General features: G+C 62.4%; 11 protein-coding genes. 8 read left to right on the forward strand and 3 right to left on the reverse strand.

Annotated elements, in window-relative coordinates; all coding sequences use genetic code 11:
* Positions 1-2: 2 nt before the first annotated feature.
* The 6 genes from gltB to QUV21_RS07445 all read left to right on the forward strand — a co-directional run bounded on the left by gltB (position 3) and on the right by QUV21_RS07445 (position 9275).
* Positions 3-4541, forward strand: a complete 4539-nt coding sequence (gene gltB, locus QUV21_RS07420; protein WP_300854000.1) for a glutamate synthase large subunit — start codon at positions 3-5, stop codon at positions 4539-4541.
* 81 nt (positions 4542-4622) lie between these two features.
* A complete protein-coding gene (locus QUV21_RS07425) occupies positions 4623-5159 on the forward strand; it encodes a DUF1269 domain-containing protein (RefSeq protein WP_300854001.1) in 537 nt (178 codons plus the stop codon).
* Positions 5160-5207: 48 nt separating this feature from the next.
* Entirely contained in the window at positions 5208-5975 is a 768-nt protein-coding gene (mtgA, locus tag QUV21_RS07430) for a monofunctional biosynthetic peptidoglycan transglycosylase (RefSeq protein WP_300854002.1), read from the forward strand.
* Between the two features lie 70 nt (positions 5976-6045).
* The gene (locus QUV21_RS07435; RefSeq protein WP_300854003.1) at positions 6046-6723 is read left to right on the forward strand and encodes a glutathione S-transferase family protein; all 678 of its coding nucleotides are present in this window, start codon (positions 6046-6048) and stop codon (positions 6721-6723) included.
* A gap of 96 nt (positions 6724-6819) precedes the next feature.
* The gene (queG, locus tag QUV21_RS07440; RefSeq protein WP_300854004.1) at positions 6820-7884 is read left to right on the forward strand and encodes a tRNA epoxyqueuosine(34) reductase QueG; all 1065 of its coding nucleotides are present in this window, start codon (positions 6820-6822) and stop codon (positions 7882-7884) included.
* Between the two features lie 440 nt (positions 7885-8324).
* Complete coding sequence (locus QUV21_RS07445) at positions 8325-9275, forward strand: hypothetical protein (protein WP_300854005.1); 951 nt, start codon at positions 8325-8327, stop codon at positions 9273-9275.
* Between the two features lie 68 nt (positions 9276-9343).
* Here the strand turns inward: QUV21_RS07445 and QUV21_RS07450 are convergent, their stop codons facing one another.
* Positions 9344-10210 carry a branched-chain amino acid aminotransferase gene (locus tag QUV21_RS07450; protein WP_300854006.1) on the reverse strand — a complete coding sequence of 289 codons (867 nt, stop codon included), beginning with the start codon at positions 10208-10210 and terminating at the stop codon, positions 9344-9346.
* A 141-nt stretch (positions 10211-10351) separates the two neighbouring features.
* Between QUV21_RS07450 and QUV21_RS07455 the strand changes: the two genes are divergently transcribed.
* On the forward strand, positions 10352-10846 hold the full coding sequence (locus QUV21_RS07455) for a MarR family transcriptional regulator (protein ID WP_300854007.1): 495 nt from the start codon (positions 10352-10354) through the stop codon (positions 10844-10846).
* Positions 10846-11550, forward strand: coding sequence for a response regulator transcription factor (locus QUV21_RS07460; RefSeq protein ID WP_300854008.1), 705 nt, complete (start codon positions 10846-10848; stop codon positions 11548-11550). Before QUV21_RS07455 ends, QUV21_RS07460 begins: the two co-directional genes overlap by 1 nt.
* A 30-nt stretch (positions 11551-11580) precedes the next feature.
* Here QUV21_RS07460 and QUV21_RS07465 read toward each other — a convergent pair whose 3' ends face one another.
* Entirely contained in the window at positions 11581-12564 is a 984-nt protein-coding gene (locus QUV21_RS07465) for an outer membrane beta-barrel protein (RefSeq protein WP_300854009.1), read from the reverse strand.
* A 117-nt stretch (positions 12565-12681) separates the two neighbouring features.
* Entirely contained in the window at positions 12682-13431 is a 750-nt protein-coding gene (locus QUV21_RS07470) for a hypothetical protein (RefSeq protein ID WP_300854010.1), read from the reverse strand.
* Between the last annotated feature and the right edge of the window lie 150 nt (positions 13432-13581).

A 13581-nucleotide genomic window follows, 5' to 3' on the forward strand; every position in this document is an offset into this window, starting at 1 on the left:
CCATGACCAATTATGACGCCGCATGGGTTGCCGCCGAAGAAGCCAAGCGCGCCTGGCTGGATGAGAACGGGCTTTACAAGACCGAGGATGAACATTCTTCCTGCGGCGTGGGTCTGGTGGTTTCGATCTCTGGCAAGCCCTCCCGCAAAGTGGTGGAAAGCGGCATCAATGCGCTGAAGGCGGTCTGGCACCGGGGCGCGGTGGATGCGGATGGCAAGACCGGTGACGGCGCGGGCATCCATGTGCAGATCCCGGTCAAGTTCTTCTATGACCAGGTGCGCCGCACGGGGCATGAGCCGGATATCGCCAAGCTGATCGCCGTCGGTCAGGTCTTCCTGCCGCGCACCGATTTCGGCGCGCAGGAACGCTGCCGGACCATCGTCGAGGCCGAAGTGCTGCGGATGGGGCATTACATCTACGGCTGGCGGCATGTGCCGGTGAACACCGAGGTTTTGGGCGACAAGGCCAATGCCACCCGCCCCGAGATCGAGCAGATCCTGATCCGCTGCGACAAGGACATCGACGCCGAGGCCTTCGAGCGTGAACTTTACATCATCCGCCGCCGGATTGAGAAGGCGGCACTGGCCGCACATATTCAGGGGATGTATCTGTGCAGCCTGTCGTGCCGCAGTCTTATCTACAAGGGCATGATGCTGGCCGAGCAGGTGGCGGTCTTCTACCCCGACCTGATGGACGAACGCTTTGAGTCCGCCTTTGCGATCTATCACCAGCGCTACAGCACCAACACCTTCCCGCAGTGGTGGCTGGCGCAGCCCTTCCGCATGCTGGCCCATAACGGTGAGATCAACACACTGAAGGGCAACATCAACTGGATGAAATCCCACGAAATCCGGATGGCCTCGAACAACTTTGGCGACGCGGCCGAGGACATCAAGCCGATCATCCCTTCGGGGACCAGTGACAGTGGCGCGCTGGATGCGGTGTTCGAAGTGCTGGTGCGCTCGGGTCGCAGCGCGCCCTTGGCCAAGACGATGCTGGTGCCGGAAGCCTGGTCAAAGGCCACGACCGACATGCCGCAGGCCTGGGCGGAAATGTATTCCTACTGCAACTCGGTGATCGAGCCTTGGGACGGGCCGGCGGCGCTGGCGATGACCGATGGCCGCTGGGTCTGCGGCGGGCTTGATCGCAACGGGTTGCGCCCGATGCGCTATGTGGTGACGGGCGACGGGATGCTGATTGCGGGGTCGGAAGCCGGAATGGTGCCGGTGGACGAAAGCACTGTCCGCGAAAAAGGCGCCCTGGGGCCGGGGCAGATGATTGCCGTCGATATGGCCGAGGGGCGGCTGTATCACGACGTTGAAATGAAAGACAAACTTGCCGCCGCTCAGCCCTATGGCCAGTGGATCGAGAAGGTTCTGGATCTGAACAGCCTGCTGCGGGACGTGCCGGAGACCGCGAACTTTACCGGGTCGGACCTGCGCAAGCGCCAGATCGCGGCCGGCTTCACGGTGGAAGAACTGGAACAGGTTCTGGCCCCGATGGCCGAGGACGGCAAGGAAATGGTCGCCTCGATGGGCGATGACACGCCGCCTGCGGTGCTGTCGAACATCTACCGCCCGCTAAGCCACTACTTCCGCCAGAACTTCAGCCAGGTGACAAACCCGCCGATCGACAGCTTGCGCGAAGGCCGGGTGATGAGCCTGAAGACCCGCTTCGGCAACCTGAAGAACGTGCTGGATGAATCCTCCAACCAGTCGGAAATTCTGGTGCTGGAAAGCCCGTTCATCGCGAACCGTGAGTTTGAGGTGATGGTCGAGCGTTTCGGCGATCAGGTGGCCTTCATCGACTGCACCTTCCCGGTCGGCCCGTCGCTGGATGACCTGCGGCAGGGGCTGGAACGGATCCGCGCCGAAGCCGAGGATGCGGTGCGGTCGGGTGCCGGGCAACTTGTCCTGACGGACGAACATCAGGGGCCGGAAAAGGTGGGGATGCCGATGATCCTTGCCACCTCGGCCATCCACAGCTGGCTGACGCGCAAGGGGCTGCGGACCTTCTGTTCCATCAACGTGCGGTCGGCGGAGTGCATTGACCCGCATTACTTTGCCGTGCTGATCGGGGCGGGGGCCACGACGGTAAACGCCTATCTGGCGCAGGATTCGATTGCGGACCGGATTGACCGTGGCCTTCTGGATGGCCCGCTGACCGATGCGATGCGGCGCTACCGTGATGCCATCGACGCGGGTCTGCTCAAGATCATGTCGAAGATGGGGATCAGCGTCATCTCCAGCTATCGCGGGGGCCTGAACTTTGAGGCGGTGGGTCTGTCCCGCGCCATGGTGGCGGAGTATTTCCCCGGCATGCAGTCGCGCATTTCCGGCATCGGTCTGACCGGCATCGAGCAGAAGCTGGAGGAAGTCCACGCCAAGGGCTGGCGCGGCGGGGCGGATGTGCTGCCGATTGGCGGCTTTTACAAGGCGCGGCGGTCGGGCGAAAAGCACGCATGGGAAGCGCAGACGATGCACATGCTGCAATCGGCCTGTGACCGGGCCAGCTATGATCTGTGGAAGCAGTATTCCGCTGCGATGCGGGCCAATCCGCCGATCCATCTGCGGGATTTGCTGGAGATCAAGACGCTGGGCAAGCCGGTGCCGATCGAGGAGGTGGAATCCATCACCTCGATCCGCAAGCGCTTCGTGACGCCCGGCATGTCGTTGGGGGCGCTGTCGCCTGAGGCGCACAAGACGCTGAACGTGGCGATGAACCGGATTGGGGCGAAGTCTGACTCGGGCGAGGGCGGCGAGGATCCGGCGCATTTCGTGCCAGAGCCGAACGGGGACAACCCAAGCGCCAAGATCAAGCAGGTGGCATCCGGGCGCTTTGGCGTGACGGCGGAATACCTGAACGCCTGTGAGGAGCTGGAGATCAAGGTCGCCCAAGGGGCCAAGCCCGGCGAGGGCGGCCAACTGCCGGGGATGAAGGTCACGGCGCTGATCGCTCGGCTGCGGCACAGCACTCCGGGGGTCACACTGATCAGCCCGCCGCCGCACCACGATATCTATTCCATCGAAGACCTCGCGCAGCTGATCTACGACCTGAAGCAGATCAACCCGCGCGCCAAGGTGACGGTCAAGCTGGTGTCCTCCAGCGGTGTCGGGACGATTGCGGCGGGGGTGGCCAAGGCCAAGGCCGACGTGATCCTGATTTCGGGCCACAACGGCGGCACGGGGGCCAGCCCGGCGACGTCGATCAAATACGCCGGCCTGCCGTGGGAAATGGGTCTGACCGAAGCGCATCAGGTTCTGGCGATGAACAACTTGCGCGAGCGGGTAACCTTGCGCACCGATGGGGGCCTGCGCACGGGGCGGGATATCGTGATGGCGGCGATGCTGGGGGCCGAGGAATACGGCATCGGCACTGCGGCCCTGATCGCGATGGGCTGCATCATGGTGCGTCAGTGCCAAAGCAACACCTGCCCGGTCGGCGTCTGCACCCAGAACGAGGCGCTGCGCCAGAAGTTCACCGGGTCGGCGGACAAGGTGGTGAACCTGATCACCTTCTACGCGCAGGAAGTGCGGGAAATCCTTGCCCAGATCGGTGCGCGGTCGATGGATGAGATCATCGGCCGGGCGGACCTTCTGACGCAGGTTTCGCGCGGGGCGGCGAATCTTGATGACCTTGACCTCAACCCGATGCTGATTTCTGTCGATGGCGCGCAGCGGATCACCTATGACCGGTCCAAGCCGCGCAACGCGGTGCCGGACACGCTGGATGCCGATATCATCCGCGACGGCCACCGGTTCTTCGAGGATGGCGAGAAGATGCAGCTGTCCTATGCGGTCAGGAACACGCTGCGCACCATCGGGACGCGGGCATCCAGCCACATCGTCAAGAAGTTCGGCATGCGCAACGCGCTGCAACCCGACCATCTGACGGTGAAGCTGACCGGGTCTTGCGGGCAATCGCTGGGGGCGTTCAGTGTCCGGGGGCTGAAACTGGAAGTGCAAGGTGATGCCAACGATTATGTCGGCAAGGGCCTGTCGGGTGGGACCATCACCGTGCGGCCGCTGATGTCCTCGCCGCTGAAGGCCGAGGAGAACACGATCATCGGCAACACCGTGCTTTATGGTGCAACCGACGGGTTCCTGTTCGCCTCGGGTCGCGCCGGGGAGCGCTTTGCGGTGCGCAACTCGGGTGCCAGTGTGGTGGTCGAAGGCTGCGGATCCAACGGGTGTGAATACATGACCGGTGGCGTTGCGGTGATCCTTGGCCGGATCGGCGCGAACTTTGGCGCCGGGATGACGGGCGGCATGGCCTATGTCTACGACCCGAAAGGCGTGGCCGAGGATTTCATGAACCTTGAATCGATCCTTCCTTGCGCTGTCGCTCATCCGCACTGGGAAATGCAGCTGAAAAGCCTGATCAGCCGCCATGTCGAGGAAACCGGCAGCCGGATCGGGGAGCGTATTCTGGCAAACTGGGAGACCGAGCGGCTGAACTTCATTCAGGTCTGCCCAAAGGAAATGATCAGCCGCCTGCCCTATCCCCTGAGCGACGAAGTGGCGAAAGTGCCGGCTGAATAGGAATCGTCTGCTCAAACCGCTTTGGATGTGCTAATGAAGGGCCGTCGTATGTTGCGGCGGCCCGTTTTTTCGGAGTGAGCCATGTCTGACCTGATCATCGTCGCCTTCCCGGATGAAGCCACCGCATTTGCCGCAGGCAAGGCTCTGGTCGCGCTGCAAAAGCAGTATCTGATCGAAATGGAAGATGTGGTTGTGGTCACCCGCAATGAAAACGGCGACGTCGCGCTGCACCAGTCGGTCAACCTGATTACAGGCGGGGCGATTGGTGGCGGCCTGTGGGGAACGCTGATCGGGCTTTTGTTCCTGAACCCGGTGGTCGGTGCGGCGGTGGGTGCAGGCGCCGGGGCGCTGGCGGGCAAGTTCGCCGACATCGGCATTGATGACGGCTTTCTGCGCGACATCGGGCAAAGCCTTGACAAGGGCGGGGCTGCGGTGGGGATGCTGGTGCGCAAGATCACAACTGACAAGGTGATGGAGCATCTGGAGCCTTTCCGTGAAAAAGGCCAGGTAATCCACACCTCACTCAGCCACGAGGCAGAGGCGCAGCTGAAAGCGTTTCTTGAAAAGATCCCACCGATGCACTTGCCGCAGGATCAGCTTGGCGGCGGGCGGAAGTGACGGCCCGCAGGCTTGACGCCGCGCGCCGGGCCGCGTCTATGGTCGCCCATGGCCGAGAAAAGCGCTGACGAAATGACCGGAAAACCCGCCCCGGCGGCGCGAAAGCGCAAGCCGAAGGTCAAGGCGGCACCGCCGCCAAAACCGCGGCTGTGGCGGGTGGCGGCGAAATGGGCCGGGCGGGTTATTGGCGGGATTGCGGCGGTCTATGCCTTTCTGATCCTGCTGTTCAGCTTTGTCCCTCCGCCGATCAACTTCTACCAACTGGGTGAGGTCTGGCGGCTGGGCGGGATCGAGAAGGACTGGGTAAGCTGGGAAGAAATCGCCCCGGTCATGGGCCGGTCCGCCGTGGCGGCGGAAGATGCGAACTTCTGCAACCACTGGGGCTTTGACATGGCCGCGATCCGCGCCGCGATTGATGCCGGGGGCAATCGGGGGGCTTCGACGATCAGTCAGCAGGTGGTCAAGAACGTCTTCCTCTGGCACGGACGCAGCTATCCCCGAAAGGCGATGGAGGCGGTGCTGACCCCGGTAGTGGAACTGATGTGGTCAAAGCAGCGTATTCTTGAGGTCTATCTGAACGTGGCCGAATTTGACGAAGGCGTCTTTGGCGTGCAGGCCGCCGCACGGCATTACTTCGATGTGGATGCACGGAACCTGAGCGCGCTTCAGGCGGCGCGGCTGGCGGCGATCCTGCCGGACCCGAAGGGGCGCAGCGCATCGCAGCCGTCAAACTTCGTGCGCAACCGGACGCGGGCGATCATGTCAGGCGCGGAAACCATCGCGGCAGACGGCCGTTCCGCCTGTTTCGAAGGCTGAAAGGCTGCCGGGGATTGAATTTTCGGGACCGTCACGGCAATGAGAGTGGAAGCCCGGAGGCCGCTGCCCGATGAACCGCCCCAGCAACCGCTTGTATCATGTTCCCCTGTCCCCCTTCTGCCGCAAGGTGCGCCTGACGCTGGCCGAGAAGAAGATCGAGGTGGAGCTGGTTGAAGAGCGATATTGGGAACCCTCGCCCGATTTCCTGCGCCGCAACCCGGCCGGGAAGGTGCCGATCCTGAAGATGGGGACGCGCACGATGAGCGAAAGTCAGGCGATTTGCGAATATCTTGAGGATGTGGCCCCCGAGCCGCCGCTGATGCCCAAGAACCCTGACGGGCGATACGAGGTGCGCCGACTGTGCGCCTGGTTCGACGACAAGTTCCACCACGAGGTAACCTCGAAGCTCTTGTATGAGCGGGTGAACAAGAAAGTCACCGGGCAGGGCTACCCGGATTCAAAGAACGTCAAGCTGGGGTCGTCGCGGATCAAGTATCATCTTGATTACATGGCCTGGCTTCTGGATCAGCGGCGCTGGCTGGCCGGGGATGTGATGACGCTGGCCGATTTCACCGCCGCAGCACATCTCAGCTGTCTGGATTACATCAGCGATGTCGACTGGAACCGGCATGCCGTATTGAAGGACTGGTATGCCAAGATCAAATCGCGGCCCAGTTTCCGACCTTTGCTGGCTGACCAGATCTCGGGCTTTCCGCCATCGGCGCATTATGCCGATCTGGATTTCTGATCCCGACGCCCGGGGCGCTGCCCCCAGCCAATCGGTTTCTCGAACCGATGGCGAAACCGACAGGCTACCCGGAGTATTTGCAAAAAGAGCAAGCCCATGAGCGGTTTGAAGAACCAACTGGTGGCGCGGGCGCTTGAGGAGGGGTTCTCGAAAGTCGGGGTTTGCCGGCCGGACGCCGTGCCAGAGGCGGCAGCGCGGTTGCGCGCCTTTCTGGCCGAGGGGCGGCACGGGCAGATGGCCTGGATGGAGGAACGCGAGGGTTGGCGCGGGAACCCGGCGGCGCTGTGGCCCGAGGCTCGGTCGGTTGTGATGCTGGCCGAGGCCTATACGCCAGAGGTCGATCCGATGGCGGGGCTGGCGCAGCCGGACCGGGGGGTGATTTCGGTCTATGCGCAGGGAAAGGATTACCATGATCTTTTGAAGCGGCGGCTGAAGCGGTTGGGGCGTTGGATGATCGAAGCCGGTGGCGGTGAGATCAAGGTGTTCGTCGATACCGCGCCAGTGATGGAAAAGCCCCTGGCGCAGGCGGCGGGGCTGGGCTGGCAGGGCAAGCATACCAACCTTCTGGGCCGCGATCTGGGGAACTGGGTGTTTCTGGGGGCGATCTTCACCACGCTGGATCTGACCCCGGATGCAGCCGAGGTATCGCATTGCGGCAGTTGCACCGCCTGTCTGGACATCTGCCCGACGCGTGCCTTTCCCGCGCCCTATCAACTGGATGCGCGGCGGTGCATTTCCTATCTGACGATCGAGCACAAGGGGCCGGTTGACCTTGAGTTGCGGGGTCTGCTGGGCAACCGGATCTATGGCTGCGACGATTGCCTTGCCGTCTGCCCGTGGAACAAGTTTGCGGTCGCGGCGCGCGAGGTGGGGTATCAGCCGCGCCTGGGCTTGCCGGAACTGGCCGAGCTTGCCGCCCTGGATGACGCCGGATTCCGGGCGCGGTTCGCCGGCAGTCCCATCAAGCGGATCGGGCGCGACCGTTTCGTGCGGAATGTGCTTTATGCAATCGGGAACTCGGGCCATGCGGCGCTGATCCCGGCTGTGACGGCGCGGTTGGATGATGCCGACCCGGTTGTTGCCGAAGCCGCAGCCTGGGCCATTGGCCGTATTTCGCAGTTGCAGGACGAAGGCATAGGGACTGGCGGCGAATCATGCTAATGTCGACATCCACCAACGGGAGAGCATGACCATGAGCAAGCATCTGGCGGATCATCGGAAGGCCACCACTGGCAGCCGCGTGAAGCATTTCCTGCGTTTGGCGCGCAGCCGGAGAGAGACCTGGCACAGGCCGCATGCGGCGTCGGGCAGGGGGCGGGTGGCCCAGTTTCTGCGGATCGCGCGGGGTCGGACCGCTTGATTTTCAGGGTTTGAACCCTGCAAGAAGCCCGGGGGGCTTTGCTGGTCGCGTGCGGTTGGAAATGTCACTTGCGGGCGTTCAGGCATCTATGCCACTTGTATTGCCAGCTTTTATTTACTGACGGGCAAGATGTGCTGAGCGAAGAAGCGACCCACAAACTGGCGGTTCAGCCTGCTTGCAAGCTTCGTTTGCCATATGCGCACCTGACAGGTCTCCCGGATGATATGCGGGGGCCGGAGCGGTGACGCAAAAGCCGCGCCTGACCTTCATCTACATCGCTGAAGGGCCTGAATACCAGTTCATGGCCGTCCATCTGCTTGCGTCGTTGCGCGAGCATTTTCCGAAGGATGTCCGGGCAATCGGCTATTGCCCCGAGCATACCTTCGATCAGATCCATCCCGGCGTCCTGAAGGCGCATGAGTTGATGGGTGCCGAGATCCGGCCGATGCGCACCGAAGGGATGTGGGATACGCCCTATGGGCATGGCAACAAGATCCTTGCCGCGCTTCAGCCGCGCGACAGTGAGTATTCGGCCTTCGTTGACAGCGATGTGCTGTTCTTGAAATCGAATTCGCCCGAGGAATTGATCAGCCCCGGCAAGGTTTCCTGTTCGATGGCAGCCTCGATGCTGTGGGCGCCGCAGACGATCTGGGATGATGTCTATGGCGCTTTCGACATGCCGGTTCCCGAAGAACGGCTGCGGCTGATGCGGGATCGGCGGAAGGCCGTTGTACCCTATTTCAGTTCGGGGCTGGTGGTGTTTCCGGAAGGACCGGTCGATGGCAAACGGTTCGCGGATGTCTGGTATGACACCGCGCGTATCTTGGACCGGGTAGAGGAAATTCCGAAGCGGCGGCCCTATCTTGACCAGATTTCCCTGCCGCTGGCGATCCGCCGCGCCGGGCTTGATGTGAATATCCTGCCCGAAGAACAGCACTATATTCTTGGTGGTGTCCTGCGTGGTCGTCCGCTGCCCGAGGATCGGGATATCCGCACCATCCACTATCGCGGGACAAAGATTCTGGATGAGGTCGGGAAGCTGCCCTATGCGCGGAAAATGCTGAAGCGGCATACCGGCAGTCGCTATGTCCGCCGACTGGCGCCAGAGACTGCAACCGAGGATTCCGTATCTGCGGACGGTATTGCTGATACAGGCTTGGCCGAGGGCGGGATTACCGACACGGAAAGCTGAACCCTGCGCGGCCGTTCCTCTGGGCGGCGCCGGACCCGACAGGGACCGGCCGTTCTTTTGCGGCCTGATCAGGCGCGAACCAGACGTTCATATTCGGTGGCGACGCGGCGGGTGATTTCGCCCACTTCAAAGTTGAAATCACCGATCTGGCCCACTGGGGTCACCTCGGCCGCGGTGCCTGTCAGCCAGCATTGCTGGAAGGTTTCCAGTTCGCCGGGCTCGATGTGGCGTTCGTGAACCTTGATCTGCATGTCCTTCAGCATACCGATCACGGTTTGCCGGGTGATGCCGTTCAGGATGCAATCCGGCTTTGGCGTATGCACTTCGCCATCCTTGACGAAGAAGATATTGGCGCCGGTCGCTTCGGCGACATAGCCGCGGTAGTCCAGCATCATGGCGTCTGAACAGCCCTTCGCCTCGGCCGCGTGCTTGGACATGGTGCAGATCATGTAAAGCCCGGCGGCCTTGGCAGCGTGGGGGATGGTTTCGGGCGAGGGGCGCTTCCACTTGGCGATGTCAAGCTTCGCGCCCTTGAACTTGGCGTCGCCATAGTAGTTGCCCCATGTCCAGCAGGCCACGGCCATGCGGATCGGGTTCTTGTTGGCGGCGACACCCATCATCTCGCCCGCGCCACGCCAGGCGATGGCACGAACGTAAGCGTCGGTCAGGTTGTTGGCCTTGAGGGTGGCTTCCTTGGCGGCGTTGATCTCTTCAACGCTGTAGGGCAGCGGCATGTCGAGAAGCTCACCCGACATGCGCAGGCGTTCGGAATGTTCGGTGGATTTGAAGATCTTGCCGTTGTAGCAGCGCTCACCCTCGAACACCGACGAGGCATAGTGCATCGCGTGGGTCAGGATATGGACATTGGCCGAACGCCAGTCCACCAGCTTGCCATCCATCCAGATGAACCCGTCACGATCGTCATAGCCTGCCATCGAAGCCTCCCGCTTTGCGAATGTTGCGCCTGAAAGGTCCGCTTCGGACAGATTCTTGCGCGAAATCGGGTGAGGGTTACGGGTTCATGCTTGGAAAGTCAACAAGGCTGACGTAAATTTGCGCAAAATGGGAGGCATGACATGGCCGACACGCCGGGTGGAGAGAACCTGCTGTTCCTGACGGACGAGCAGTTGCGCAAGGGGATCGAGGCGATGTTCTTCGCCTATCGCGGCTTTACCGCCGACCCGGACCGGATTCTGGAGGGCATGGACTATGGCCGCGCCCATCACCGGGCGATTCATTTCGTGCATCGCAGCCCCGGAACCACGGTTTCCAACCTGCTGGCGATCCTTGGTGTTACAAAACAGTCCCTCAATCGTGTGTTGCGCACCTTGATAGAGGATGGCCTTGTTCGCAGTGAAAAGGGCCGCGTCGATGCGCGGGAACGGCATTTGTATCTGACGGAGAAGGGTTTGGTTCTGGAACGCGAATTGTCCGATGCACAGCGGGCGCGGATGCGGGCGGCTTATCGCGCGGCGGGACCGTCGGCGGTGCAGGGCTTTCGGCAGGTGCTGGAAGCGATGATGGACCCCGAAATGCGCAAACAATACAACCGCCTGAAGGAGGGCGGCTGATGAACGTGCCACCGACCGAGGCGCATTTGCTGATCGTCGACGATGACGAACGCATTCGCGGGCTGTTGCAGAAGTTCCTGATGCGCAGCGGCTATCTGGTATCTACAGCGCGCGATGCGGCACAGGCGCGGCGCATACTGGGCGGGCTGGAATTTGACCTGATCGTCATGGATGTGATGATGCCGGGCGAAGATGGCGTAAGCCTGACGCGCGATCTGCGCAAGCGCTTGCAGACGCCGATCCTGCTGTTGACCGCTCGGGGCGAGACGTCGAACCGGATCGAGGGGCTGGAGGCAGGGGCGGATGATTACCTCGCCAAGCCGTTCGAGCCGAAAGAGCTGCTTTTGCGGATCAACGCCATCTTGCGACGGGTGCCACAGGTGAAGGCGGCCGAGCCGGTGCGGCAGGTGATCCATCTTGGCGCGGTGCGCTATGATCTGGACCGGGGTGAGATGTGGCGCGGCGATGCGCCGGTGCGGCTGACGGCGACCGAAGCCCAGCTGATGCGGATGTTTGCGGCAGCCCCCGGCACCGCGATCAGCCGTGAACGGCTGGCGGGCGAGGCGGGCCGGGGCGATCCGGCGCAGGAGCGGGCGGTTGATGTGCAGATCACCCGTTTGCGCCGAAAGATCGAGGATGACCCGAAGGCGCCCCGCTACCTTCAGACGGTGCGTGGCGAGGGGTATATGTTGCAACCGGATTGAGCGGGGATTGCCCGCCCAATCCACAGCGCTTCACAGCGCGATGCGCAGGCCGACAGAAATCACCTGATCGGTAAGATCGAAGTTCAGGGCTTCAACCGGGGTGCTGTTGCCGGTCAGGGGCGTTGTGCCGCCAGAGACCGAGCCAAGGTCGAAATAGCGCCAGGTCAGTTCCAGCTTTGCCGGGGCAGAGCCGATCACCGGTCCCACGTCCATTGCCACGCCCACCCCGACCGACCATGCAAAATCGGTATTGCTGCCCCCTTCGAAGCTCCGGCGAACCGGATCCCCGGCCGTGTTGATCCGCGTCCAGTCGCCGATGGTATTGCGCGCAACGCCGACACCGGCAGTCACGAACGGCGTGGCTTTGCCGCCCGTGTCAAAGTCATAGTAACCGTTGGCAAACAGCGCGACCGAACGGACCGAGCCTTCCATATCCGCATGGGGGCCGGCGGTTTCGGGGATGGTATAGCTCCACGGGCCAGAGAAATCGGCCTTGCCGAACAGGTTCAATGCAGCTTCGCTCCGCCAGCCGTTGCCGTAGCTGCGGCCGATGGCGATGCCGCCCATCGCGGTTGAATCCAGGTCCAGATCGAAGAACACTTGCGGATCCGGATCAAAGCCTGGGGGCAGCCAACTGGCATCGCCAGCAGACCCGCGCGCGGCGCCAAATTCCATCCGCAGATAGGTGCCGGCCGGAAAGCCACGCGAGATGCGACCCGCTGCCGCGCCCGTGCCTACGTCAGCCGCCGCGACAAGGGGCGGCGGCGGTTCCTCGATCGGGGCTGGCTTTCCGTGCTGGCCACCACCTTGCCCCTGCCCGCCGCCCTGCCCCTGGCCACCGCCATCTTCGTGGCCGCCATCTTCGTGGCCGCCGTCTTCATGCCCGCCGTCTTCCTGCGCCGAGGCCGATCCGATGCCCAGTCCCAATGGCACTCCTGCAATTGCCACTGTTCCCAGGATGAACGCCGCCTCTCGCAAGAGCCTGAGCGACATGCTTGCCTTGCCTTCCTGCATTTAATTCCCGTTCCCCTTGTATTCTGAATGCCAAGCAGATGCCTTGCCAACGAAACTTTCCCCGGCCGCAAGACGCGACCGGGGCGAAGACCTGTTCAATTCATCGGACTTGAGCGATCAGCCATGACCGGCGACAACGGCGACCCAGATAGCGTAGGCCTCGGCGGCCAGCGCCTCGGCGGCGTCCCCGGTGATCGGCGTGCCAAGGATCGTGGTCACCGCCTCCACCACAAGCTCGTTTGGCCCCTCCCCCGCCTTGTCCGAAGCCACGGCAAGGAAGATGGCCATCAGCGTGTCCGGATCCGTCTTCACGCCCGCAGCAGTCAGGGCCGAAGTGCCATCAAGGGCATCCTTCAAGAGCGCCAGATTCTGCAGGGGAGAATCGATGTAGGTGGCGTCGTCGAAGTGGAACGTCAGAAGTTCGATCATGTCGGTCGTCGAAAGGTTGTAGAAGGCAACCATCTCGGGCGTCAGCGTCGACAGCGCCTCGTTGTAGGCACGTTCCAGCACGCTGTCGGGGGAGCGAGCAACATTCAGGCGACCAAGCTCTACCTCGGGAATGCCTTCCTGCGCCCAGACAGGTTTGCCGCCGCTTGTCCCATCGCTGCCGCCCTTTGGACCCTGCCCGACGGAATCGTCGCCTGGGCCACCCTGTCCTTGGCCACCCTGTCCTTCACCGCCCTGGCCCTGACCGCCTGATCCTTGACCACCCTGGCCACTTCCCTCACCGCCATGGCTTTCGGCCCAGGCGGCAAAGGTGGTCGGATACAAGAATTGGGGTACGACAGTCAGTGATGCGCCAAGGGCAAGAACAGTCGCAGTTCCTGTCAGAAGCTTCCCGACGCGGCCGCACATTGAATCACGCATGGTGTCATCCTCTTTAACGCTGGCCAATTTCTGCTTCAGCAACCCATAGACACATTCAAGAAATGCGTTGCATCATTGATCCACGTCAACGGATCCGAAATAACATGGTATTGGCAGCACCGGCCGGGCATGCCAACGTCCCGAATGGAC

The organism is Tabrizicola sp. (assembly GCF_030373185.1).
Taxonomy (GTDB): Bacteria; Pseudomonadota; Alphaproteobacteria; order Rhodobacterales; family Rhodobacteraceae; genus Tabrizicola.